Source organism: Micromonospora sp. NPDC050200, assembly GCF_040656135.1.
Taxonomy (GTDB): domain Bacteria; phylum Actinomycetota; class Actinomycetes; order Mycobacteriales; family Micromonosporaceae; genus Micromonospora.
In genome coordinates this window covers 54,967-77,760 of sequence record NZ_JBFALG010000024.1, presented here as the reverse complement: position 1 = coordinate 77,760, position 22,794 = coordinate 54,967, and the positions used below count along the sequence as shown (strand labels likewise).

The window sequence follows — 22,794 nt, the reverse complement described above, 5'->3', positions numbered from 1 at the left end:
TCGGTTAGCGTGGTCTGATGCGGACGGCGACGGGGTCGACTGCCGGGTGGTGGGCCCGGCTGCTGCTGCTCGCCTGCACCCTGCTCGGGCTGGCCGCCATGCACACCATCGGTCACGGCACGCACTCCGCCGCGTCCCACCCGGATGACCACGCCGCCGCCATGTCGCCGCGGGCGCTGGTCACCTCCACCCTCCCCGAGGCGGTCAAGGTCGCCCATGCCGCCCTGCCCGAGGTGGTCCCGGTCGCCCACGCCGCCGCGCCGGTGGCGCTTCCCGCCGACCAGCCGGGGGGTGCCCCGAGCGGCTGGAGTGTCTGCCTGGCGGTGCTCGGCGCCGTCACGGTCGCGCTGCTGCTGGTGGCGCTGCTGCTCGGCCGGGCCCGGCCCGCCGTCGTGCTCCGCCACCCGTCCGGGTCGTCGCGTGGGCCGCGCGCCCCGCCACCCCGCCCGGCCGGGCTCCGCCTCGCCACGGTGTCGGTGCTGCGCAGATAGGACGCCCCGACGCGGCCATGCCGCGTCCGGAGTCCGCTGCGTACGTCATCCACACCGAAAGGTCTCGATCATGTCCACTCGTACCATCGCGCGCCGCGCCGCCCTGGCCGGCGTGACCCTCACCGTCGCTCTCGCCCTGGCCGCCTGCGGCGGCGCCGATCACCCGGCCGGTTCCGGCCACGACCGGCCGGGCGCGGGCGCCAGCGGCGGCCCCTCGGCGGGCCCGTCCGCCGCGTTCGGCGACGCCGACGTGATGTTCGCCCAGATGATGATCCCGCACCACCAGCAGGCGGTGCGGATGTCGGAGCTGGCCGACAGCCGGGCCCGGGACCCGGAGGTCAAGCGCCTCGCCGCGCAGATCAAGGCCGCCCAGGCGCCGGAGATCGCCACCATGACCGGCTGGCTCACCGCCTGGGGCCGGCCCGTCCCGTCCGGCAGCCCGGCCGGCGGTCACCTGGACCACGGCATGCCCGGCATGATGTCCGACGCCGACATGGGGAAGCTGGCGGACGCCTCCGGCCAGGAGTTCGACCGGCAGTTCCTCACCTTGATGATCGCCCATCACGAGGGCGCGATCACCATGGCGCAGGAGGAGCTTGCCGGCGGCGTGAACGCGGACGCCAGGGCCATGGCGCAGCAGATCGTCTCCACCCAGCAGGGCGAGATCGACACCATGAAGACGATCCTCGCCCGGCTCTGAGCGGTCACGACCGGGGCGCCCGGAGCCATTACGGCTCCGGACGCCCCGGCCCCGTCGGCGTGACCGCGCCGGTCAGCCCCCGGTCCGCAGCGCCGACCGCCGCCGCTGGTACTCCTCGTCGTCGATCTCGCCGCGCGCGTAGCGCTCGTCGAGGATCGCCCGCGCCGAGGAGCAGGCGGCGGCCGTCGACGGCGGCGTCTGCGCCAGCCGGTAGATCAGGTAGCCCAGGGCCACCAGGCCGGCCAGCACCAGCACCGGCCAGATCCACATCAGGCCCGCCATCGGGCCGTAACCCATCATGGCCGCCCTCCGTCCGTGACTCGGGCGGCCGGTCCGGTGCCGGCGGCACCGGACCCGGTCGCCACCTCCGACGCTAGTCGCGCCGACGGCGGGTGTCCGGGGGCGGTGGGCCCGCAGTGGCCGGGCCGAAGGTCCCGGGACGCGGTCGGTCAGCCCCGCTTCATCAGGCGGCCGACGGCGGCCATCATCTCGGCGGCCATCTCGTCGGCGCGGCCCTCGGCGGCCCCCTCGTGCATGCAGTGCCGGGCGTGACCGTCCAGCAGGCCGAGGGCGACCTTGTCCAGGGCGGCCTGGATCGCCGAGATCTGGGTCAGCACGTCGATGCAGTACCGGTCGTCGTCGACCATCTTCTCCACGCCGCGGACCTGGCCCTCGACGCGGCGCAGCCGCGCGAGCAGCTGGTCCTTGCTGGCGGTGTAGCCCCGGGTCGGGGTGCTCGGTGTGGTCATGACGACAAGGATAGCGTACCCCTGGGGGGTATGCTACGGTCCTTGGGCGAGCTACCCCTGGGGGGTATAGCATCGACTGCGAGAGGAGAGCCGCCATGGTCACCACCACGTACCAGGTGCAGGGCATGACCTGCGGGCACTGCGTCAACTCGGTCAGCGCCGAGGTGAGCGCGATCGAAGGCGTCAAGGACGTACAGGTGGACCTGGCCTCCGGCCGGGTCACCGTCACCAGTGAGAGCCCGCTGGACACCGACTCCGTGCGCGCCGCGGTCGACGAGGCCGGGTACGACCTCGTCGAGGCGTGACGGGTCACCGACCCGAGAGAGAACCGAGGTACCACGATGAACACGGCGACGAAGCTGAGCGGTTTCGCCCTCGGCCTCGCGGCGGTGTTCGGCACGGCGTACGGGGTCGGCCACCTGGCCGGTCCCGTCACGCCGGCCGCCGACACCCGCCACGACCCCGCCGGCGCGGCCCACGACTCCGACCCGCCCGGCGGCGGCCCCGCCGGCGCCACGGCACACCTGCCCGGCGGGCTGCTCGTCTCCGACCGCGGCTACACCATGCAACCGGTGGACGCCCCGACCGGGCAGTTCGCCTTCCGGATCGCCGGCCCGGACGGCACTCCGGTGACCAGCTACGAGGTGGCCCACGACAAGCGGATGCACCTGATCGTCGCGCGACGTGATCTGTCCGGCTTCCGGCACGTCCACCCCGAACTGAGCGCCGACGGCACCTGGCGGGTCGCCTCCCCGCTGGGCGGGCCGGGCGTCTGGCGCGCCTTCGCCGACTTCACCCCGTCGGGCGGCGATCCGCTCACCCTCGGGGTCGACGTGGCCGTCCCCGGCCAGCTCCAGCCCCGGCCGCTGCCCGCGCCGGCCACCAGCACCACGGTCGACGGCTACACCGTCACCCTCGCCGGCACCCCGCAGCCGGGCCGCACCAGCCAACTGACCCTGACCGTCAGCCGGGACGGGCAGCTGGTCACCGACCTGGAGCCCTACCTCGGGGCGTACGGGCACCTGGTGGCGCTCCGTCAGGGCGACCTGGCGTACCTGCACGTGCATCCGGAGGGCGGGCCCGGTGACGGACGCACCCCGGCCGGGCCGGCGGTGACCTTCTCCGCCGAGGTGCCCTCGGCCGGCAGCTACCGGCTCTACCTGGACTTCCGGCACGGTGGCGCGGTGCACACCGCCGAGTTCACGGTGCTGGCCGGCGACGTGCCGCCGGCTCCGACGACCAATCCGGCCGCTCCCGCCCCGACCGCCGACGCCGGCCACGGCGCCCCCGGTCACGGGCACAACTGATTCGGAGGTGCCGCGATGACCTCGACCGCGAAGTCCCTACCGGTCGCACCCCACCTGATCGAGCTCGCGATCGGCGGCATGACCTGCGCGTCCTGCGCCGCCCGGATCGAGAAGAAGCTCAACCGGATGGAGGGCGTGACCGCCACCGTCAACTACGCCACCGAGAAGGCCACCGTCCGGTACGCCGACGAGGTCACCCCGGACGACCTGATCGCCACGGTGGAGAAGACCGGCTACACCGCCGTCGTGCCGCCCCCGCCCACCCCGGCGGGTACGGCCGGACCGGCCGCCGAGCCGGCCGACGAGCTGCGTGGCCTGCGGACCCGGCTGTGGGTCTCGATCGTGCTGACCGTGCCGGTGATCGTGCTGGCCATGGTGCCGGCCTGGCAGTTCACCTACTGGCAGTGGCTGTCGCTGACCCTGGCCGCCCCGGTGGTGGTCTACGGCGGGCTGCCGTTCCACCGGGCCGCCTGGATCAACCTGCGGCACGGCGCCGCCACCATGGACACCCTGGTCTCGCTCGGCACCCTGGCCGCGTTCGGCTGGTCGCTCTGGGCGCTCTTCCTCGGCGACGCCGGGACGCCCGGGATGACCCACCCGTTCCGGCTCGACATCACCCGTACCGACGGGGCCGGCAACATCTACCTGGAGGCGGCCGCCGGGGTCACCGTGTTCATCCTCGCCGGCCGGTACTTCGAGGCCCGCTCCAAGCGGACCGCCGGCGCGGCCCTGCGCGCCCTGCTGGAGTTGGGCGCCCGGGACGTCGCGGTGCTGCGCGGCGGCGTCGAGACCCGGATCCCGGTCGACCAGCTCGCCGTGGGGGACCGGTTCGTGGTCCGGCCCGGCGAGAAGGTCGCCACCGACGGGGTGGTGGACGAGGGCACCTCGGCCGTCGACGCCAGCATGCTCACCGGCGAGTCGGTGCCGGTCGAGGTCGGCCCGGGCGACACCGTGGTCGGCGCGACGGTGAACGCGGGCGGCCGGCTGCTGGTCACCGCCACCCGGGTCGGCGCGGACACCCAGCTCGCCCAGATGTCGAAGCTGGTGGAGCAGGCGCAGACCGGCAAGGCGGCCGTGCAGCGGCTGGCCGACCGGATCTCCGGCGTCTTCGTCCCGATCGTGATCGCGCTGGCCGCCGGCACGCTGGGCTGGTGGCTCGGCACCGGGGCGGGCCCGACGGCGGCGTTCACCGCCGCGGTGGCCGTGCTGATCATCGCCTGCCCGTGCGCGCTCGGCCTGGCCACGCCGACGGCGCTGCTGGTCGGCACCGGCCGGGGGGCCCAGCTCGGCATCCTGATCAAGGGGCCGGAGGTGCTGGAGTCCACCCGCCAGGTGGACACCGTCGTGCTGGACAAGACCGGCACCGTGACCACCGGCCGGATGACCCTGGTCGACGTGCTCCCCGCCGAGGGCGTCGACCGGGCGGAGCTGCTGCGGCTCGCCGGGGCGCTGGAGGCCGGCTCGGAGCACCCGATCGCCCGGGCGGTCGCGGCGGGCGCCGCCGAGGCGGGCGAGCTGCCGGCGGTCACCGGCTTCGCCAACGCCGAGGGGCTCGGCGTCACCGGCACGGTCGACGGCCACGAACTGGTCGTCGGTCGGCTCCGGCTGCTGCGCGAGCGGGGCCTGGACGTACCCGAGGAGGTCGTCCGGGCGGCGACCGACGCGGAGGCCGCCGGCCGGACGGCCGTGCTGGCCGGCTGGGACGGCCGGGCCCGGGGTGTCCTCGCGGTCGCCGACGTGGTCAAGCCGACCAGCCGGGCGGCGGTCGACGGGCTGCGCGGCCTGGGGCTGACCCCGGTGCTGCTCACCGGCGACAACGCCACCGTCGCCCGGGCGGTGGCGGCCGAGGTCGGCATCGACGAGGTGATCGCCGAGGTGCTGCCGGCCGACAAGGTCGACGTGGTCACCCGGCTCCAGGCCGAGGGGCGGACCGTCGCCATGGTCGGCGACGGGGTCAACGACGCCGCCGCACTCGCCCGTGCCGACCTGGGGCTGGCCATGGGCACCGGCACCGACGTGGCGATCGAGGCGTCCGACCTGACCCTGGTACGCGGCGACCTCACCGCCGCGGTGGACGCCATCCGGCTCTCCCGGCGGACCCTGGCCATCATCAAGGGCAACCTGTTCTGGGCGTTCGCCTACAACCTGGCCGCCCTGCCGCTGGCCGCCGCCGGCCTGCTCAACCCGATGATCGCCGGGGCCGCGATGGCCTTCTCCTCGGTCTTCGTGGTCGCCAACAGCCTCCGACTGCGCGGGTTCCGCCCGGTCGGCTGAGCCGTCACGCGCCGCCGGTCCCGTCCGTGGGGCCGGCGGCGCCCGTCGTGGCCGGGCACCCTGTGGTCACCGTGGGTGATCGTCCATCACCGGGTGCACCTCCAGCACCCCGAAGCCCATCCGGACTTCGGGCCAGCGCGCGGCGATCTCGACGGCCCGCTCCGGGCCGTCGCAGTCGACCATCAGGTAGCCGGCGAACTGCTCCTTGCTCTCCTGACAGGTCGGAGCCCGCACGGTGGATCCGACACCGCCGCCGGAGAATTCTCCCCGAGCGGTCAGCGTCGGCCGGGCAGCGGCCGGGCCGGCGGCGCGCCGAGGTCCAGCGACGCCCGCTCGGCGGCGGAGGTGCCGGAGTGCCAGCCGTCGGCGTCCCGGATGGTCAGCCGCGCCCGGATGACGCCGGGGAAGAGGCTCTCCATCCGCTCGCGGACCGCGTCGGAGCGGGCGGCCAGCACGGGGAGCAGCCGTTCCGGGCCGGCCGCCTCGGCCGCCTGCCGGTCGGCCACCTCGGTCGCGGCCCGCAGCCGTTCGCCGATGCGTAGCGCGAACGCGTGCAGGAACGACTCGTCGTACGCCTTGGTCCGCCGGCTGCTGCCCCGCTTCCGCTCGGTGCGGCCGCGCAGCATGGCGGCGGTGGCCTGCACCAGCAGCGACGTGTAGAGCAGTTCGACCGCCTCCAGGTCGCCCGCGAAACCGAGCACGGTGGCGAAGCCCAGGTCGTCGGACCAGACCGACTCGCACCGGTTCGCCGCCGCCACCTCCTGCACCAGCAGAGCCTTCGCGCCCGCGTACGGGGCGTCGGTGCCGAGGCGCAGCCCGCCGGGCCGGTCGGGGCGTTCGGCGGCGGCGTCGACCAGCGCCCGGTCCAGGCTGTGCCGGGCGATCAACTCCTGCGCCTTGCCGGTCAGCGCCTCCGCCTCGGCCGGGAAGGTGGTCGACTCGGCCTTGGCCAGCAGCGCCCGGACCCGGTCGAGCATCGGGGAACCGCTCCGCCCGGGGCCGCCACGCCGGGCCACGGTCGGCCCGCTCCCGCCCGGTGGCGGGCGTAGCACCGCGACCGGTGGCAGGCGGTCGAGCAGCGCCAGCACCTCGACCGCGTCGCGCAGCGCGGTGATCCGATCCTCACCCTCGCGGGTGGCCCACCTTGCCAGCCAGCCGGCGTCGTCGTCCCACCACACCCGGGCCGCCAGCCCGTCGAGCTGGTCGTCCCACCACGGCGGGACGTCGCCCGCCTGCCCCCGGCGCTGGGCGGCGAGCGCGTCGCGTACCAGCCGGCCGGGTCGCGCGCCGAGGCGGCGGGCCACCATCCGGGCCACGTCGACCGGTTGCCAGCCGCGCGGCCAGAGCCGGGCGAGGGCGCCCGCCAGCCGGTCGAGCAGGGCGGTGTCCACCGCCGCCGCGCCGTCCGCGGCGCCGGTGCCGACCACGAGCCGGTCCAGCTTCCGCTCCGCGTCGCGTACGTCGGTGCCGCGTACCGCCGCGACCGCGTCGGCGATGAGGGCGTCGGCGTCCGGCACGAGTGGTCCTTCCCGAGGGGGAGACGCCCGGGTGGTGTCCGGATCGTCGGGAGTGTCTGCCCGGCAACGGTACCGGGTGCGGATTCGACGACGGCCCGGGCGGCGGCGCTGGTGCTGGTGGTGACCGCCGGCCTGGGCGGCGGCGCCTGGCGTCCTGAGCCGGTTTCCGGCGGTGTCGTGGGCCCGGTGAGGCCGCCCGCCGCAGGGTGTCGGCCCGGCCCGCGCCGATCCCGCCCTGGGTCGGCGTGCGGGTGGGTGGCGAGGGGCCTGCCGATGCGGGGTTGTTCTACGCTCCTCTATGTGAGCGAGCTCATTCCAGAACCGGTTCACCCGGGACAGATCCGTGCCTCCAACGCCGACCGGGAGCGGGTCGCGGTCGTGCTGCGCGAGGCAGCCGCCGAGGGCCGGCTGGACCTGGGCGAGTTGGACGAGCGACTGGGCCGCCTCTACGCCGCCCGCACCTACGCCGAACTCGAACCCCTGACCCAGGACCTTCCGGCGGTGGGGTCGCCGCTGTTCCCGGTCCCGATGCCGACGTACGACGGTGCGGCGCCGGTGTCGCGCAGCGGCTACGCCCTGGCGGGCAAGTTCGAACGGTCCGGCCCGTGGAGCGTCGGCCCCGAGTTCACCTGCCTGGCGTTCTGGGGTGGTGGGCTGGTCGACCTGCGGGACGCGATCTTCACCGCGGGTGCGGTGCGGATCACTGCCTACGCCCTGATGGGCGGCCTGGAGATCTGGGTGCCCGAGCAGGCCACCGTGCACGTGACCGGGGTCGGGGTGATGGGCGGCTTCGACCATCGGGCCAGCGGACCGGGTGCGCCCGGCGCCCCGACGGTCACGGTGGGCGGGTTCGCCCTGTGGGGCGGGGTGTCGATCAAGCGCAAGCCCTCCGAGCGGGAGGTCCGGATGCGCAAGCTGGAGAAGAAACGGAAGAAGCTGGAGGGCTGGTCGCCCGAGTCCGACGACTGACGGCCGACCGTCTGCGGACAGGCGAGGGGCCAGGGTGCCCGGAGCTCCTTTGCTGGAGCTGGCCGGCAGCGCGACCAGTGCTCGCCGCCGGCTCCGGCCGCCGACGGGCGGCACCTGAGCCGGACCACCTGGGCGGGCCTCTCCTCCGCGTCCAGGTGGTCCGGCGCGTGATCACCTCGACCGTCGCAACTCCTGGCCCGGCGTCAATGGCCCACGGCCTGGGGCTTGCGGGTCGACCCTCGCCCATTCATCACGTGCTCGATAAGGTTGATCAGGACCTTCTTGCTGGATTCGCGAACTCTGACGTCGCACAGCATCAAGGGGACGTCTGGGTCCAGGTCCAAGGCCAGTCGCACCTCGTCGAGGCTGTATTGGCGGGCGCCGTCGAAGCAGTTCACGGCGACGATGAACGGCAGCCGATTCCGCTCGAAGTAGTCAATCGACGGGAAGCAGTCAGGCAGGCGGCGGGTGTCGGCGAGCACCACCGCGCCCAGGGCGCCGAGGGCCAACTCGTCCCAGACGAACCAGAAGCGGCCCTGGCCGGGGGTTCCGAACAAGTACAGCACGAGGTGGTCACCAAAGCTGATCCTGCCGAAGTCCATAGCCACCGTCGTGGTCGTTTTCGTCTCCACACCGGAGATGTCGTCGACGCCGACCCCCCGCTCGGAGAGAACCTCCTCCGTGTGTAGCGGCTGGGTTTCACTGACGGCACCGACGAGCGTCGTCTTGCCTACGCCGAAGCCGCCGGCGACGAGGATCTTGATAGCGGTGGGGAGGACAACCTCCCCCTCAATGTTCTCGGAGTCCATGGATGAGCGCCTCGAATATGCTGTCGTCGGGAAGAGCCGCGGGCGGCTGCGGTTCGGATACCTGCACGAGTCCTCGCACGAGCAGGTCATCGAGCAGAACACGGACCGTTCCGAGGGGCAGGCTCAGGTGAGCTGACACCTCGGCCAGGGCGAGCGGTCGGCGGCAGAGGTTGACGATCTGGATGTGCTCCGGCGCCATGCCGACATCAAGCGGCGGCACCGGCTGAGTTGCCGTCACCAGCGAGATCAGGTTGAAGTCGTTCCTCGCTCTGGCCCTACCGCGGGTCATCGCATACGGGCGCACGACGCGTCCTGCATCGTCGTCGACCCACAAGGGGTTCGCGTCGGGGATCGTCATGGCCGCCCCTACTTCTCGGTGGACCGGCCGCTCGCCGTCCGCGACGGCGCAGCCAGGTACTTGCCGGCGCGGGTAACGATCATGGCCATCTCGTAGGCGACGAGTCCGACGTCGGCGTCCTCGGCCGCGAGGACGGCCAGACACGCGCCGTGTCCAGCTGCCGTCACGAAGAGGAAAGCCGACTGCATTTCGATGATGGTCTGCTGTACGGGGCCGCCATTGAACCGCTTGCCGGCCCCCTTCGCGAGGCTCTGAATTCCCGAAGCGATCGCTGCCAGATGCTCGCCGTCTTCTCCGCTGAGCCCGGCGGAGCGGGCCAAGAGAAGGCCGTCCACGGAGAGCACAACGGCATGCTCGGCCTGCTTGACGCGTCCGACGAGGTCATCGAGCAACCAGGCCAGATCGGATCTCGCAGAAGTCTGCTGCTGCACGGGCTCGTTTCTCCTTCTACCGCTCGGTTTCGGTCGCCGGAGGACCCCCGGCGTCGAGGCCCTGCTCGTCCTCTTCGTCGCTGAGTCGACGTGCATCGGCACGGCCGCGCTGGGTGCCGCTCTGGTAGGAGCTCATGCGGTTGCGGACCCGGTCGGGTGACATCGAAGGGGTTGCCTCAACAGGGTCCTGAAGGGCATCGGGGTCGGACCGTAGCTGCGGGGCGATGCTGGCTTGACGGACGCGAACAGGCAGTCCGTGCTCGGTGCGGGTCTGGCGCTGTTCCGTACGCTCTTCCGGGGCGGTGGGCTCCGGGGTGGGCGCCTCAATCGTCGCGTGATCATCGACGGCCCTGCGGAGGGGCATTCGCTGCGCAACCGCCGGCATTTCGACAGTGGGTCGGTGCGTCGCCGGTGGTTCGGCTACCGCAATCGGGCCGTCGGTCCGCGCCGCTGCGCGAGGCTGGACATCGTCGGGGAGGCTGCCGTCCGCGCCGGTGCGGACTGAACTCTCCGTCTCACGGGAAGCGCTGGCGAGGGCCTCGGCGGTGGCCACCAGTTCCGTCGGAATGAGCACCACAGCGGTGGTCCCACCATACGGTGAGGCCTTCAGCTGCACACCGATGTGGTGCCGCGCGGCGAGATGGCTGACCACGAACAGCCCCAGCTGGTTGGCGTTGGAGAGGTTGAACTCGGTCGGGCTGGCGATGCGTTCGTTGGCGGCGGCGATCTCCTCGTCACTCATCCCCAGCCCGCGGTCCTCAATCTCGATGGCGAACCCTCGGGCAACCAGTTGTCCCCTGACCTCCACCTCCGTGTGCGGGGGTGAGAAGGAGAGGGCGTTCTCGATCAGCTCCGCCAACAGGTGGGTCACGTCGCTGACGGCTCGACCGGCCAGCCCCACCGATCCGAAGGGCCGCACCGTCACCCGCGTGTAGTCCTCCACCTCCTGAGCGGCGGCCCGGGCAACGTCGAGCATGGGCACGTCACGGCGCCAGGCGCGACCGGGGACCGAGCCGGACAGCACGATCAGATTTTCGGCATTGCGCCGCATGCGGGTGGCAAGGTGGTCAACGCGGAAGAGGTCCTCGAGTTCCTCGGCGTCCTGCTCCCGGCGCTCCATCGCGTCGAGGAGAGTCACCTGCCGGTGGACGAGACCCTGGGTGCGTCGGGCGAGGCTGAGGAAGACGTCACGGACGCTACGTCGGAGCTCCGCCTGCTCGACCGCGGTTCGGATGGCCGTTTCCTGAACACGGTTGAAGGCCTCGCCTACCTGACCGATCTCGTCGGCACCGAAGTCGAGGGGCGGTGCCTCAGTGGCGACGTCGACCATCTCGCCTCGTCCGAGGCGGTCGACAATGCTGGGCAACCGCTCGTCGGCCAACTGCCGGGCTGCCTCGCGGAGTCGCTGCAACTGAGCTACGAGGGCCCGCGCGGTGGTCACGGAGACGACGGTCGAGGCGATGACCGCGAGCAGGCCCAGACCCGCGGCCAGGACCAGGCGGACAATGACCCAGACGGCAAACGGCGTGGCTCGCTCTACCAAGGCATCGCCGCTGCCGAGCACCATGTTCTGCAAGTCGGTCAGGGCGGCATCGGCGGCCCGACTCCACTCCTGCGCCGTGACGCCGGGCCTGGCCTTCGAGCGATCGCTGGAAACGATGCGGTCTTCGAGGCTGCGAAGCCTGGTGAATGCCGGGCTGTTGACCACCTCGCTGAAGCGGGCTTTGTCGGACTCCCGTAGCTGCGTCAACGCCCGATTGGCAAGGAACCGCTGGCCGGCGACGAGCTGCGCGAACCGCGTCTGTTCGTCGATGGTCATGCGTCCGGTGGCCAAGGCGCCGGAGAGCAGTGCGTCCTCCTGCGACATCAGTTCCCGAACCCGGTAAAGCTCGATCAGGTGGCGGGTGTCCTCTTCGATCTCCGGGTCGTCGAGGCCGCCCACAACGTCGTAGAGCTGGAAGAGGGTGTCGATGAGAGCGGTGTAGGCCTGCTCGGCGCTTCCCCGGTCGATGGCCCGGTCGTCGACCGAGGTTCTGGTGCCGCCCAACGCGTCCACCGCTTCGATTGCCGCCGCAACCTGCTGTTCCGCGTCGGCGTCGCTGGCCAACTGTGCCCGCCAACTGCGCGCCGAGGTCTTGAACTTCGCCGCAGACTCGTCGACCGCCTGGCGGGCGGTGTCCAGCGCTTCTCGCCGGGAGGCATTGGGCGCACCGAGGTAGGCGACCGCAAGGCGGCGTTCCACCTGCAGTGCGAGCAGAACAGGCTCGCTCGGCCCGACGATCTGGGTGTCAATCGTCTGGACTCCGAGCAGGTTGACGCCGTCGCGCAACGTCACCCACGCCGCGAATGACCACAGGGCGACAAGTGATACCAGGAGCGCAATGACCTTCGTACGTAGATTGGTGCTACGAGACCGCATCATACCGTCCCACGTCGGACATCAGGAACTTGCCGGCAGGGACGCCGTACAAGCCATTCGAGTGCGCAGACCGGGGCACGCTAGCAGTTATCAATCTGATCTCTCAAGGTCATCGAACTCGTCGCATCGGCCTGCTGGTACAAGTTGGGTGCGTGCCAGCAGGTCCAGGGCGTGCTGGGGACGCGACCCGCCTTCGGCGTTGTCACGCGCACGTCGAGAGGAGGTTGGGGCCGCCACCCAGTCCGGCTCGGTGGGCCAGATGCACAGCCCCGAGAACAGCGGCGCGCACGATGAGGGTCGGCCGGTAGAGATCCTTGTCGTGCCAGAGCGGGGGGTCCTGCCGCTGACGAGCGGCGTCGACGAGGTAAGCGTGGGCTCTGGCTACGGCGGCGGCCACGTCGGGACGCTGGCGTGTGCCCGCGGCCGTCAGGGTCTGCATTGCGTAGGCCGTTTCCTCTGCGGTGCCTGCCCAACGGCCCCATGAGCCGTCGGGCCGCTGGGTTTCGAGGACCCAGTCGACGGCTCGGATGAGCGGTTCCGCCGCGACCGGCGCGTGGCCGAACTCAGACAGCGCCAACGAGCAGCAGGCGGTCGCGTAGTAAGGCGAGGCGTGCCATCGGTCGCGCCAGCTCCCGTCCGGCTGCTGATGCTCCCGCAAGGCGACCGACAGCCGCTGGACGGCTGCCCGGTAGCTGGGTGCCGCTCGTCGCCTGACGGCCAGGTGTTGGCCGAGAGCGTCCAGTACGTGTGCGTTGGTGGTGACCGAGAATCCGTCCTCGCCCGGCCAGGTGCAGAACCCCGCTGGTGTCTCGTAGGTCCACAGGCAACCCGGGTCCACCGGTGCGCCAAGGAGTCCGAGCGCGTACAGCGTGACGGAAGTCGTGTCCGCGTCGGCGGGTAGGCCGGGGCCGGCTGGAGTTCCGCGGGCACCCAGGTCGGCCGTGAGGCTGCGGATCAATCCCGGCGGGGCTGTCACGCGAATGCCTGCCCTTGCCAGCGCGCTGACCACCCAGGCGCGCTCGAACACCGTGATCGGGGTCGCGCATGGCGCGAGGCCGCCGTAGCGAGCCACGGTGGACTCCAGGTAGGCCAGAGGCGCGGCGCTGCTACCGACCGCGTCCGGGACGCCGAGCCACGCGGCGGTTGCCGCCGGCGACGCTCCTACCGTTCCCGATGGCAGGGGCGTGACGCCGTGGGCGTTGCGGGCCAGGTCACCGACCACTTCCAGGGCGTGCAGCAGCTTGTCGGACACTGGAGCGCCGGCGGCGAGCATGTCGCGGACGGCGGCCAATCTGCCCCCTGTCATGCCGGGTGGCAGCCGCAGCGGGCGAAGGGCGGACCGTAGCTCCGGCTCAGCCAGCGGCGATACCGGGAGACGACTGAGGTGCTCGTTGATCCCAGCGATCAGCGCAGGCACGATGATGTCGACAGCCGGGGTATCCGGTATCTCCGTTGCGCCGTCGAGCCACCCGGACAAGACCTGCAGCGCGCGGTTGATCGCACCGGCCAGTTCAGCCCGGCCAGTCGGTGGCTGCGAACGGAACACCCCGAGCAGGGCCTCCGTAGCGCTCAGCGTGGGGACCAGGGCGTAACCCTCAGGTGGGCCCCAGCCGCCGTCCGCGCGCTGGGTGTGCAGCAGATGCCGCACCCGCTCGGGGTGCCCGGTCAGCCACGGGGCCAGGCTCACCAGTCGGGCGGTCTCGTACGTCGATGGGGACGTCTGACCGGATGGCTCCAGCATCATCTCGGCGATCAGTTCGCGTGCACGGGCTCCGAGGTCAGCAGGCCCCTGGCTGGGCAGTGGTCCAGCGGCTCGCTCGTCAATCGTCAACGCTGGCCCAGAAGTCGGTTCCGTGGTAGAAGCCGGTGGTGAACCCGAGCTCACGCCACAGGTAGACCGCTTCCTGCGGACAGGTGAGCTCGAGCGCCTGCAGCAGTGGGCGGCATCGTTCGATCTGGTCGCTGACCTGGCGCCGCACCTCGTCCTGCTCAACGCCGAGCATCAGGATGTTCAGGTCGCCGGACCTGACGTCGCGGTCGTAGCTGGCCAAGTCGTTGACCAGGCGCAGCACCTGCTGCACCAGGCGGCTTGCCGCCGTCAGCTCCGCGAGCTGGTCCGGGGTGCTCGCGGCGCCAGTGGCGATCCAGTGGGAGACGTTCACAAACGACGCGCCGTAGTTGTCGGCGTTGCTCAGGTACTCGGCTGGCGTCGGCAGCAGCGTGTCGTCGGCTTCCCGGGCCGCTCTCCACTGCCACTCCCGCGCGTCAGCCGTCAACATCCGCTCGAGCTCTTCCCGCCAGAGCGGCTGCAGGTGGACGAAGGCCGGCACCGCGGCCAGCTGGTCGCGGATACCTGCCAGGAGCTGCCCGAGCTGGTCCCCCGCCGCCGGCGGGTTGCCGTCAGCGACGGCAAGGCAGGCGGCGACGACCTCCGTGACCTCCTCGATCGAGGTGGCCACCCGGTCGACTCGCCAGTCTTCCGCGGTGACCCACAGGGAGGCGCGGTTGGCGACCCTCAACTGCTCCGCGGTGCACCAGGGCGCGATGAACGCGGTGGACAGCGCCAGAGCGCTGAGCATCGCCGCGTCGACCGGCGGATCCGGGAAGAGACTGAGGTGGAGCGCGACCTGCTTCTGCAGGTCGCGCTGCCCTCTGGCGGCGAGGGAACAGATCCGGCCCTGCTCGGAGGCCACGGTGAACGAGCCGTTGGGGGTGGTTGGGACCACGAAGCAGCCTCCTAGAGTGCGACAGGCCGGCCGACAGGCGCCAGGGTCATCTCCACCCTCCGCCCTGGTCGAAGTGATGCGGCCACCCTCGTCGGGGGGATCGACGGATCGGCCATCGCGAACCGGAACCTGCTGAGCAGTGTCGCCACGATCAGCAGTGCCTCCAGGTTGAACAGATGCTCCCCGAGGCATCTGTGCATCCCGATGCCGAACGGGTAGTGAGCGTAACGGTGCCGCCCCTCCGCGGCGGCGCGACCCGGAGCAAACCTCTCGGGGTCGAAGACGTCGGCGGTAGGGCCCCAGAAGGCCGCCATGCGTTGGGTGGCGTACGGGGAGAGGATGATCGTCGACCCCTTGTCGATCCGCACCCCTCCGAGCACGTCGGCGGCCGCCGCGCGTCGAGGCACGATCCAACCGGACGGAAACAGCCGCAGGAGTTCTTCCAGGACCATTGTGGTGTAGGTCAGCTGCGGTAGGTGCTCGGCCCGCACCGGGCCGGTTCCGACAACCTGTTCGATCTCTTCGTAGAGCTGCTTGGCGACGGCAGGATTGTTGGCCAGCACGGGCCACAGCCACGTGAGCGCGACGTAACTGGTCTCGGTGGTGACGGCGACCATCGAGACGAGGTCGTCACGCATCTGCTTCTCGCTCAGGGCGCGGGCGTCAGGGGTTCGTGCCCGGGCCAGGGTGGACAGGACATCATCGCCGTCACCGGGATGACGAAGCGATTCCCGCAGCACCGGAAGCAGGATGTCGTCGATCGTCTGCACGGCCGCGTGGAAACGGCGATCGCCTGGCATCGGGACCCACCACGGCATGAACGGTGCGAGTAGCCGCGGCGCCATCGCGGTGACGATGGTCTCCTGCGCCGCCATGATCCGCAAAGCGTCGTTCACGGATACCCGGTCGGCGAGGAACACCCTCATGGCGGCGCTGCAGACGATCCGGGACAGTTCCGTGCCGACGTCGATCGGCGTCCCGGTGGCGGCCGCCTCGTCGAGATGATCAACCGCCTCGGCGATGGCGGCGGCCATGGTGTCGACCAAGGCGGCGATGCGGGTCGGCCGGAACATGGGCGCGAGGGTCTTCCGGCTCGCCGCCCAGGTCTCGCCCTCGGCGAGAATGCCGTCACCGACGAGCTTCCGCACCGAGCGCCACAGGGCGGTGTCATCGCCGCGCGGATAGATGGCCGCTCTCTCCTGCAGCACCTGCTGCACGTGGTCGGGGTGCGTGACCAGGTACGGTCGCGACACCCCGAGTCCGAGCCGTACGACGTCACCACCGGACCAGTTGCCGGCGTCAACGAGCGCCTGGTGGGCGTCCCGAATCGCCCGCGGCAGCGCCTTCCAGACAGGGATCGTCCTGGCGCTGACCCCTGGAGCCGCCTGGGAAACCTCCACCGCAGCGCCTCCTCTACACAAGGCTGACCTCAGGCCGTTCAGCCCGAACCCAGTTCGCGTTCAGTGTGCTGGGCGTAAGCAGTTATGTGCAATGTGTGTGACTGGGATATCCACGTCGAGCAACCCGCTTCGCTCGCTCTGGTCCCAGTTCGACCGATGTGGACACTGACCCTGGCGGAGGTTGTGGTCGGCCGACTTGCCGCGGCCCCGCCAGGGGGGCGGGACGGGCCTCCTCGACCTCGATCACCCCGGCAGCCCGCCCGGTCACACCCGCTGGTTCCCCGTCTCGCCGGGTACGCCGCGCTCGGCCTGGTCCTGCTTTTGGCCGGGGCCGTGGTCACGAACCTGCTCGTCCTGCGTACCTCGCCGCTCTCCGCGCTCGTGCTGCTGGCGGTGGCCGGGCTGGTCGCCCGACTCCGTCGGTAAGGCGGGAGGCCGTCGCGTACGCGGGGGCCCGGCGGCCTGGCCAGCCGATCGAGCTGCTGGAGGTGGGCCACCGGGCAGTGCCGCTCGGACGCCGGTTGAGATACCGTCGCCAGGTGATCGTCGAGGAGCACTGGTGGAACGGGGACGCGACGGCACGCGGGCGTCGCGACGTGTACATCCGCAGCGATGGGCTGCGGTGGGAGGTACAGGCACAGATCGGCGGCGCCTACGGCCGCTCGAAGGTGCAGGAGTGTCCGAGTCGTACCTCGGCGAGCATTCTCGCCGGGGCGTGGCGCGGCGGTAACCCCGCCTGGCGCGAGCTGCCCCGCTGAGCACGGCCGCGTCGCCGCGGGGCTGACGCCGGGCCCGCCGGCGTGGTCGCCCACGCCGGCGGGCCCGCGGCCGTCGACACCGCGTCACCCACTGCCCCTCGTTGGTTACCGTCCGTCAGGTGCTGGTTGCCGGAACGGCCGGATCGGTCACTGTCGCCCCATGACGAGCTATTGACCGATCTCCCTGACATGTCGGTGCGCGGAACTGGTGGACCCGCAGGTCGCGCGGGTGGTGAGCCCGGCCTGGCCAGCGCGCCGGCGGACGCGGACGGACGGCCGGCGGGGCCCCGAACGGCGAGCACGTCGTCCTCGACGGCATCGACCTGCGCGTCCCGGCGGGCACGATCTTCTCCCTGCTCGGCCCGAACGGGGCGGGCAGGACCACCACGGATGCAGATCCTCTCGACGTTGATCCGTGCCGACGGCGGCGACGTCCGGATCTGCGGGCCCGGACCTGGCCGGCGAGCCGGACCGGGTACGTGCGGCGATCGGTTTCGCCGGCCGGTTCTCGGCGAGGGCGTCGATGAGCCGGCTGCTGCCGCAGCCGTGGCCGAGCTGGTCGGCCAGGAGCGCGAGCAGTCCCACCCAGCCGGGGCCCGGTGATCTCCCGACCGCGCCAGGCGACGTCGGTCAGCAGGGTCAGTTCGGCGCCACCCGAACAGGTTGGGCACGGCGGCGCCAGAGCCGCCGACCGAGGTGGGCGGGTCCGGGGGACCGATCGTCCGGTGTGACCGCCCGCACCCCGTCGGCGGGCCGCGTGAAAAGGGCGTCAAGAAACGGCCGTTCGCCGTCACGGTCGCGTCATGAACCCTGTCCGCCGTCGCCGACCGGCGTTTTGATTGCCCGGCACGGCCGCGAGGCCGTCGTTCCGACCGAGCCCGGCAAAGGGAGTCAGCGTGTCTGACGTGGTGTTCGTACTGGTGACGGTGGGGCTGTTCGCGGGGCTCGCCCTCCTGGTGAGGGTCGTGGAGAAGCGGTGAGCGCCGTCAACGCCGTCGGCCTGCTGCTGGCGATCGGCCTGGGTGTGTTCCTGGTCGTCGCCCTGTTGTTCCCGGAGCGTTTCTGATGACCACCACAGCAGCCGGGGTCGTCTTCGTCGTCTCCCTGGTGGTGGCGCTGGCCGCCGCCTACCGGCCGTTCGGTGACCACATGTACCGGGTGGTCGCCGGCACCCGCCCGTCCCGCGTCGAGCGCGGAATCCACCGCCTGGTCGGCGTCGACCCCGACGCCGAGCAGTCCTGGGGCGTGTACGCCCGCAGCCTGCTCGCGTTCTCTGCGGTGTCGATCCTGTTCCTCTACGCCTTCCAGCGGTTGCAGGACCACCTGTGGCTGTCGCTCGGCTTCGGCCCGGTGGTCCCGCACGGGGCCTGGAACACGGCCGTCTCGTTCGTCACCAACACCAACTGGCAGTGGTACTCGGGTGAGTCGACGATGGGCCACCTGGTGCAGATGGCCGGGCTGGCGGTGCAGAACTTCGTCTCCGCCGCCGTCGGCATCGCCGTGGCGGTGGCCCTGGTCCGCGGCTTCGCCCGCAGCCGCACCGACCGGCTGGGCAACTTCTGGGTCGACCTGACCCGGATCACGCTGCGGATCCTGCTCCCGGTCGCCGTGCTCGGCGCCCTCGTGCTGATGCTCGGCGGCGTGGTGCAGAACCTTTCCGCCGGCACCGACGTCACCACCCTGACCGGTGGCACCCAGACCATCACCGGCGGGCCGGTGGCCAGCCAGGAGGTGATCAAGGAACTCGGTACCAACGGCGGCGGCTTCTACAACGCCAACAGCGCCCACCCCTTCGAGAACCCGACGGCCTGGACGAACTGGGTCGAGATCTTCCTGATCCTGCTCATTCCGGTCAGCCTGCCCCGGGTCTTCGGCCGGATGGTCGGCCAGAACCGCCAGGGGTACGCGATCGCCGCGGTGATGGCGATCCTCGCGATCGGAAGCATCGCCCTGACCAACGCCTTCGAGTTGGCGGGAAACGGCACCGTTCCCCAGGCGGTCGGTGCGGCCCTGGAGGGCAAGGAGGTCCGGTTCGACGTGTCGAACTCGGCCACCTTCGCCGCCGCGACGACGCTCACCTCGACCGGAGCGGTGAACTCGTTCCACGACTCGTACACGGCGCTGGGCGGGATGATGACGCTGGGCAACATGATGCTGGGCGAGGTCGCCCCGGGCGGCGTCGGCTCCGGGCTCTACGGCATGTTGATCCTGGCCGTCATCACGGTGTTCGTGGCCGGACTGATGGTCGGTCGGACCCCGGAGTACGTGGGCAAGAAGATCGGCGCCCGCGAGATGAAGTTCGCCTCGCTGTACTTCCTGGTCACCCCGGCGCTGGTGCTGACCGGCACGGCCGTCGCCTTCGCCACCGGCAACGACGCGACCGCGCTCAACGTCGGCCCGCACGGCCTGTCCGAGGTGCTCTACGCGTTCACCTCTGCCAGCAACAACAACGGCTCGGCGTTCGCCGGGATCACGGTGAACACGCCGTGGTGGAACACCGCGCTGGGCCTGTGCATGCTGCTGGGCCGGTTCCTGCCGATCGTCTTCGTGCTCGCCCTGGCCGGTTCGCTGGCCCGGCAGCACCCCACCCCCGCCTCCGAGGGCACCCTGCCGACCCACCGGCCGCTCTTCGTCGGGATGGTCGTCGGCGTCACGGTCGTCCTCGTCGCGCTGACCTTCCTGCCCGCGCTCGCACTCGGCCCGCTGGCCGAAGGGCTGTGACCACCATGAGGAAAGCGAACATGATCGTCTCCCCGCAGGCGCCGCACGGTGGCGCCGACGCGGCCACTCAGGGTACGCCCGCCACCCCGGGCAACCGGGTCGGCGGCGGCCTGCTCGACCCGAGGCAACTGCTGATCTCACTGCCCGACGCGCTGCGCAAGCTCGACCCGCGCACCCTCTGGCGCAACCCGGTGATGCTGATCGTCGAGATCGGCGCGCTCTTCACCACCGTCCTGGCCGTGGCCGACCCGTCGGTCTTCGCCTGGGCGATCACGATCTGGCTCTGGTCGACCGTCCTCTTCGCCAACCTGGCCGAAGCGGTCGCCGAGGGCCGGGGCAAGGCCCAGGCCGCCACGCTGCGCCAGGCCAGGAAGGACACCATCGCCACGCGACTGATCGGGTGGACGTCCGGCGCGGCGGCGAACGCCTACCGGGACGAGGCGGTCCCGGCCGCCGAGCTGCGGCAGGGCGACACCGTGCTGGTCGAGGCGGGGCAGATCATCCCGGGCGACGGTGACGTGGTCGAGGGCATCGCCAGCGTGGACGAGTCGGCCATCACCGGCGAGTCCGCCCCGGTGATCCGGGAGTCCGGCGGTGACCGCAGCGCCGTCACCGGCGGCACGAAGGTGCTCTCCGACCGGATCGTCGTCACGATCACGCAGAAACCGGGAGAGAGCTTCGTCGACCGGATGATCGCCCTGGTCGAGGGCTCGAACCGGCAGAAGACCCCGAACGAGATCGCGCTGAACATCCTGCTCGCCGCGCTCACCGTCATCTTCCTGCTGGCCGTGGTAACCCTCCAGCCGCTGGCGATCTTCGCCAAGTCGTACCAGGCTGCCGCGCCGGACACCGGGGCGATCACCGACGCGGGTGTCACCGGCGTGGTGCTGGTGTCGCTGCTGGTCTGCCTGATCCCGACCACGATCGGCGCGCTGCTCTCGGCGATCGGCATCGCCGGCATGGACCGTCTGGTCCAACGCAACGTCCTCGCCATGAGCGGCCGCGCCGTCGAGGCGGCGGGCGACGTCGACACCTTGCTGCTGGACAAGACCGGCACCATCACCCTGGGCAACCGGCAGGCCGCCGAGTTCCTCCCCGTCGAGGGCGTCACCGCCGCCGAGGTCGCCGACGCCGCCCAGCTGTCCAGCCTCGCCGACGAGACGCCCGAGGGCCGGTCGGTGGTGGTGCTGGCCAAGAACGAGTTCGGGCTGCGGGAACGGGAACCGGGCCTGATCCCGCACGCCACCTTCGTGCCGTTCACCGCCCACACCCGGATGAGCGGCGTGGACCTCACCCCCGACGTCGGCGCGGGCCGGCGGATCCGCAAGGGCGCCGCCGCGGCCGTCATGAAGTGGGTCCGCGAGAACGGCGGGCACCCCACCGAGCATGTCGGTCAGATCGTCGACGAGATCAGCGGCATCGGCGGCACCCCCCTCGTCGTCGCCGAGCACGCCGACGGCCAGCCGGCCCGTGCGCTGGGCGTGATCCACCTCAAGGACGTGGTCAAGGCCGGCATGCGGGAGCGGTTCGACGAGATGCGTCGGATGGGCATCCGGACGGTGATGATCACCGGCGACAACCCGCGTACCGCGAAGGCGATCGCCGACGAGGCCGGCGTGGACGACTTCCTCGCCGAGGCCACCCCCGAGGACAAGCTCGCGCTGATCCGTACGGAGCAGGAGGGCGGCCGGCTGGTCGCGATGACCGGCGACGGCACCAACGACGCCCCGGCGCTCGCCCAGGCCGACGTCGGTGTGGCCATGAACACCGGCACCTCGGCCGCCAAGGAGGCCGGGAACATGGTCGACCTCGACTCCGACCCGACCAAGCTGATCGAGATCGTCGAGATCGGCAAGCAACTGCTGATCACCCGGGGCGCGCTGACCACCTTCTCCATCGCCAACGACGTGGCGAAGTACTTCGCGATCATCCCGGCCATGTTCGCCGGCATCTACCCGAGCCTGGACAGGCTCAACGTGATGCGGCTGGCCAGCCCGGAGTCGGCGATCCTCGCCGCGGTCATCTTCAACGCCCTGGTGATCATCGCGTTGATCCCGCTCGCCCTGCGCGGCGTCCGCTACCGGCCCGCGTCGGCGTCCCAGCTGCTCAGCCGCAACCTGCTGGTCTACGGCCTCGGCGGGATCGTCGTGCCGTTCGTCGGCATCAAGCTCATCGACCTGCTCGTCCAATCCATCCCGGGGATCTGAAGATGCGCCTGCCCAACTGGCTCACCCGACACCTGGCCGCGCTGCGCGCGCTGCTCGTCTTCACCGTGCTGCTCGGCCTGGCCTACCCGCTCGCCCTGGTCGCCGTCGGCCGGATTCCCGGCCTCGACGCCCACGCCGACGGGTCGCTGCTCACCGCGAACGGCCGGACCGTCGGCAGCGCCCTGATCGGCCAGTCGTTCACCGACACCGACGGCAACCCCGTCCCGCGCTACTTCCAGTCCCGCCCGTCGGCGGCCGGCGACGGCTACGACCCGACGTCGACCGGGGCCGGCAACCTCGGCCCGGAGAGCGTGATCGACACGATCGCCACCGATCCGGCCGACTCGACCCCGAGCCTGCTCACCCAGGTCTGCGCCCGCAGTCGGGCCGTCGGCGAACTCGACGGCGTCGACGGCCGGCGGCCCTACTGCACGCCGGACGGGGTCGGCGCGGTGCTGGCGGTGTTCCACCGCGACGGGCTCGCCGGCCCGGTCACCCGGGTGGTCAGCGTCAACCAGACCGCCCCCGCCATACCGTTCGTCGCCTCCTGGCAGGGCGTGCCGGTGCGGGTGGCGGAGCCGGGCGAGGACTACGTCGCCGCCGGCGCTGTGATCGTCCCGGTCCGGGGCGACGCGCCGGCCGAGCCCGCGGTGCCCGCCGACGCGGTCACCGCCAGCGGCAGCGGCCTCGACCCGCACATCAGTCCGGCGTACGCCCGGATCCAGGTCGCCCGGGTGGCGCGCGAGCGCGGCGCGGACCCGGCGGAGGTCCGCCGCCTCGTCGCGGAACACACCACCGGTCGGGTGCTGGGCTTCCTCGGCGCTCCCGCGGTGAACGTGCTGGAACTGAACCTCGCCCTCGACGAGAGGTTTCCGGCCCGCTGACCCCCGTCGGGCGGGCCACCGGCGGCCCGCCCGGCGAGCCCGTCGGCGGCAACCGTGGGCCGGGCGGCCCGCGC

At 71.7% G+C, this 22,794-nt stretch carries 23 protein-coding genes and 1 pseudogene; 13 read left to right on the top strand and 11 right to left on the bottom strand.

Features of this window, described 5'->3' with window-relative positions; genetic code table 11:
• Nucleotides 1-17 precede the first annotated feature (17 nt).
• Nucleotides 18-491, top strand: coding sequence for a hypothetical protein (locus tag AB0I41_RS17965; RefSeq protein WP_357108382.1), 474 nt, complete (start codon nucleotides 18-20; stop codon nucleotides 489-491).
• 70 nt (nucleotides 492-561) lie between these two features.
• On the top strand, nucleotides 562-1,191 hold the full coding sequence (locus tag AB0I41_RS17960; protein ID WP_357108379.1) for a DUF305 domain-containing protein: 630 nt from the start codon (nucleotides 562-564) through the stop codon (nucleotides 1,189-1,191).
• A gap of 72 nt (nucleotides 1,192-1,263) precedes the next feature.
• Here AB0I41_RS17960 and AB0I41_RS17955 read toward each other — a convergent pair whose 3' ends face one another.
• Both AB0I41_RS17955 and AB0I41_RS17950 read right to left on the bottom strand, forming a co-directional pair.
• Nucleotides 1,264-1,491: an SHOCT domain-containing protein gene (locus AB0I41_RS17955; RefSeq protein ID WP_357108376.1), complete on the bottom strand. Its 228-nt coding sequence runs from the start codon at nucleotides 1,489-1,491 to the stop codon at nucleotides 1,264-1,266.
• Nucleotides 1,492-1,640: 149 nt separating this feature from the next.
• Complete coding sequence (locus AB0I41_RS17950) at nucleotides 1,641-1,940, bottom strand: metal-sensitive transcriptional regulator (RefSeq protein ID WP_154939970.1); 300 nt, start codon at nucleotides 1,938-1,940, stop codon at nucleotides 1,641-1,643.
• A gap of 95 nt (nucleotides 1,941-2,035) precedes the next feature.
• Between AB0I41_RS17950 and AB0I41_RS17945 the strand changes: the two genes are divergently transcribed.
• From AB0I41_RS17945 to AB0I41_RS17935, 3 genes are read left to right on the top strand one after another with little or no spacing between them, the layout of a single operon-like run.
• Nucleotides 2,036-2,245, top strand: a complete 210-nt coding sequence (locus tag AB0I41_RS17945) for a cation transporter (RefSeq protein WP_357108373.1) — start codon at nucleotides 2,036-2,038, stop codon at nucleotides 2,243-2,245.
• 36 nt (nucleotides 2,246-2,281) lie between these two features.
• Nucleotides 2,282-3,247 carry a hypothetical protein gene (locus AB0I41_RS17940; protein WP_357108370.1) on the top strand — a complete coding sequence of 322 codons (966 nt, stop codon included), beginning with the start codon at nucleotides 2,282-2,284 and terminating at the stop codon, nucleotides 3,245-3,247.
• A gap of 15 nt (nucleotides 3,248-3,262) precedes the next feature.
• On the top strand, nucleotides 3,263-5,521 hold the full coding sequence (locus tag AB0I41_RS17935) for a heavy metal translocating P-type ATPase (RefSeq protein ID WP_357108367.1): 2,259 nt from the start codon (nucleotides 3,263-3,265) through the stop codon (nucleotides 5,519-5,521).
• A gap of 66 nt (nucleotides 5,522-5,587) precedes the next feature.
• On the opposite strand, the gene AB0I41_RS17930 is transcribed toward AB0I41_RS17935, so the two are convergent.
• A complete protein-coding gene (locus AB0I41_RS17930; protein WP_357108447.1) occupies nucleotides 5,588-5,800 on the bottom strand; it encodes a YciI family protein in 213 nt (70 codons plus the stop codon).
• The gene (locus AB0I41_RS17925) at nucleotides 5,797-7,038 is read right to left on the bottom strand and encodes a DUF2786 domain-containing protein (protein WP_357108364.1); all 1,242 of its coding nucleotides are present in this window, start codon (nucleotides 7,036-7,038) and stop codon (nucleotides 5,797-5,799) included. The genes AB0I41_RS17930 and AB0I41_RS17925 overlap by 4 nt, the downstream gene beginning before the upstream one ends.
• Before the next feature lie 300 nt (nucleotides 7,039-7,338).
• On the opposite strand from AB0I41_RS17925, the gene AB0I41_RS17920 reads away from it, so the two are divergent.
• The gene (locus tag AB0I41_RS17920; protein ID WP_357108362.1) at nucleotides 7,339-8,007 is read left to right on the top strand and encodes a DUF1707 domain-containing protein; all 669 of its coding nucleotides are present in this window, start codon (nucleotides 7,339-7,341) and stop codon (nucleotides 8,005-8,007) included.
• A 203-nt stretch (nucleotides 8,008-8,210) separates the two neighbouring features.
• On the opposite strand, the gene AB0I41_RS17915 is transcribed toward AB0I41_RS17920, so the two are convergent.
• The 7 genes from AB0I41_RS17915 to AB0I41_RS17885 form a co-directional block, all read right to left on the bottom strand.
• Nucleotides 8,211-8,816: an ATP/GTP-binding protein gene (locus tag AB0I41_RS17915; protein ID WP_357108359.1), complete on the bottom strand. Its 606-nt coding sequence runs from the start codon at nucleotides 8,814-8,816 to the stop codon at nucleotides 8,211-8,213.
• Nucleotides 8,797-9,174: a DUF742 domain-containing protein gene (locus AB0I41_RS17910; RefSeq protein ID WP_357108357.1), complete on the bottom strand. Its 378-nt coding sequence runs from the start codon at nucleotides 9,172-9,174 to the stop codon at nucleotides 8,797-8,799. The genes AB0I41_RS17915 and AB0I41_RS17910 overlap by 20 nt, the downstream gene beginning before the upstream one ends.
• 8 nt (nucleotides 9,175-9,182) lie before the next feature.
• A complete protein-coding gene (locus AB0I41_RS17905) occupies nucleotides 9,183-9,605 on the bottom strand; it encodes a roadblock/LC7 domain-containing protein (protein ID WP_357108354.1) in 423 nt (140 codons plus the stop codon).
• A 16-nt stretch (nucleotides 9,606-9,621) separates the two neighbouring features.
• Nucleotides 9,622-12,024, bottom strand: a complete 2,403-nt coding sequence (locus AB0I41_RS17900; RefSeq protein ID WP_357108351.1) for a nitrate- and nitrite sensing domain-containing protein — start codon at nucleotides 12,022-12,024, stop codon at nucleotides 9,622-9,624.
• Nucleotides 12,025-12,226: 202 nt separating this feature from the next.
• A complete protein-coding gene (locus AB0I41_RS17895; RefSeq protein ID WP_357108348.1) occupies nucleotides 12,227-13,855 on the bottom strand; it encodes a prenyltransferase/squalene oxidase repeat-containing protein in 1,629 nt (542 codons plus the stop codon).
• Nucleotides 13,845-14,750, bottom strand: coding sequence for a terpene synthase (locus AB0I41_RS17890; RefSeq protein WP_357108345.1), 906 nt, complete (start codon nucleotides 14,748-14,750; stop codon nucleotides 13,845-13,847). Before AB0I41_RS17890 ends, AB0I41_RS17895 begins: the two co-directional genes overlap by 11 nt.
• An 11-nt stretch (nucleotides 14,751-14,761) precedes the next feature.
• Nucleotides 14,762-16,108, bottom strand: coding sequence for a cytochrome P450 (locus AB0I41_RS17885; protein WP_357108444.1), 1,347 nt, complete (start codon nucleotides 16,106-16,108; stop codon nucleotides 14,762-14,764).
• A gap of 198 nt (nucleotides 16,109-16,306) precedes the next feature.
• Here AB0I41_RS17885 and AB0I41_RS17880 point away from each other — a divergent pair, with 198 nt between their 5' ends.
• The 7 genes and pseudogenes from AB0I41_RS17880 (at nucleotide 16,307) to AB0I41_RS17850 (ending at nucleotide 22,720) form a co-directional block, all read left to right on the top strand.
• Complete coding sequence (locus AB0I41_RS17880) at nucleotides 16,307-16,576, top strand: hypothetical protein (RefSeq protein WP_357108343.1); 270 nt, start codon at nucleotides 16,307-16,309, stop codon at nucleotides 16,574-16,576.
• A gap of 113 nt (nucleotides 16,577-16,689) precedes the next feature.
• Nucleotides 16,690-16,908 (top strand): hypothetical protein, encoded by a 219-nt coding sequence (locus tag AB0I41_RS17875; protein WP_088964186.1) that lies wholly within the window; start codon nucleotides 16,690-16,692, stop codon nucleotides 16,906-16,908.
• Between the two features lie 296 nt (nucleotides 16,909-17,204).
• Nucleotides 17,205-17,422, top strand: a pseudogene (locus tag AB0I41_RS17870) (ATP-binding cassette domain-containing protein); the annotation flags it as partial.
• A 462-nt stretch (nucleotides 17,423-17,884) separates the two neighbouring features.
• Entirely contained in the window at nucleotides 17,885-17,974 is a 90-nt protein-coding gene (kdpF, locus tag AB0I41_RS17865; RefSeq protein WP_357108339.1) for a K(+)-transporting ATPase subunit F, read from the top strand.
• Nucleotides 17,974-19,629 carry a potassium-transporting ATPase subunit KdpA gene (gene kdpA, locus AB0I41_RS17860; protein ID WP_357108337.1) on the top strand — a complete coding sequence of 552 codons (1,656 nt, stop codon included), beginning with the start codon at nucleotides 17,974-17,976 and terminating at the stop codon, nucleotides 19,627-19,629. The genes kdpF and kdpA overlap by 1 nt, the downstream gene beginning before the upstream one ends.
• Before the next feature lie 20 nt (nucleotides 19,630-19,649).
• Nucleotides 19,650-21,836 (top strand): potassium-transporting ATPase subunit KdpB, encoded by a 2,187-nt coding sequence (gene kdpB, locus AB0I41_RS17855; protein WP_357108441.1) that lies wholly within the window; start codon nucleotides 19,650-19,652, stop codon nucleotides 21,834-21,836.
• Nucleotides 21,837-21,838: 2 nt separating this feature from the next.
• A complete protein-coding gene (locus AB0I41_RS17850; protein ID WP_357108334.1) occupies nucleotides 21,839-22,720 on the top strand; it encodes a potassium-transporting ATPase subunit C in 882 nt (293 codons plus the stop codon).
• The last annotated feature ends 74 nt before the right edge of the window (nucleotides 22,721-22,794 follow it).

Coding starts and splice junctions, on each gene's coding strand:
- AB0I41_RS17965 (WP_357108382.1), top strand. CDS start 18: ATGCGGACGGCGACGGGGTCGACTGCCGGGTGGTGGGCCCGGCTGCTG.
- AB0I41_RS17960 (WP_357108379.1), top strand. CDS start 562: ATGTCCACTCGTACCATCGCGCGCCGCGCCGCCCTGGCCGGCGTGACC.
- AB0I41_RS17955 (WP_357108376.1), bottom strand. CDS start 1,491: ATGATGGGTTACGGCCCGATGGCGGGCCTGATGTGGATCTGGCCGGTG.
- AB0I41_RS17950 (WP_154939970.1), bottom strand. CDS start 1,940: ATGACCACACCGAGCACCCCGACCCGGGGCTACACCGCCAGCAAGGAC.
- AB0I41_RS17945 (WP_357108373.1), top strand. CDS start 2,036: ATGGTCACCACCACGTACCAGGTGCAGGGCATGACCTGCGGGCACTGC.
- AB0I41_RS17940 (WP_357108370.1), top strand. CDS start 2,282: ATGAACACGGCGACGAAGCTGAGCGGTTTCGCCCTCGGCCTCGCGGCG.
- AB0I41_RS17935 (WP_357108367.1), top strand. CDS start 3,263: ATGACCTCGACCGCGAAGTCCCTACCGGTCGCACCCCACCTGATCGAG.
- AB0I41_RS17915 (WP_357108359.1), bottom strand. CDS start 8,816: ATGGACTCCGAGAACATTGAGGGGGAGGTTGTCCTCCCCACCGCTATC.
- AB0I41_RS17910 (WP_357108357.1), bottom strand. CDS start 9,174: ATGACGATCCCCGACGCGAACCCCTTGTGGGTCGACGACGATGCAGGA.
- AB0I41_RS17900 (WP_357108351.1), bottom strand. CDS start 12,024: ATGCGGTCTCGTAGCACCAATCTACGTACGAAGGTCATTGCGCTCCTG.
- AB0I41_RS17880 (WP_357108343.1), top strand. CDS start 16,307: ATGTGGACACTGACCCTGGCGGAGGTTGTGGTCGGCCGACTTGCCGCG.
- kdpA (WP_357108337.1), top strand. CDS start 17,974: ATGACCACCACAGCAGCCGGGGTCGTCTTCGTCGTCTCCCTGGTGGTG.
- kdpB (WP_357108441.1), top strand. CDS start 19,650: ATGATCGTCTCCCCGCAGGCGCCGCACGGTGGCGCCGACGCGGCCACT.
- AB0I41_RS17850 (WP_357108334.1), top strand. CDS start 21,839: ATGCGCCTGCCCAACTGGCTCACCCGACACCTGGCCGCGCTGCGCGCG.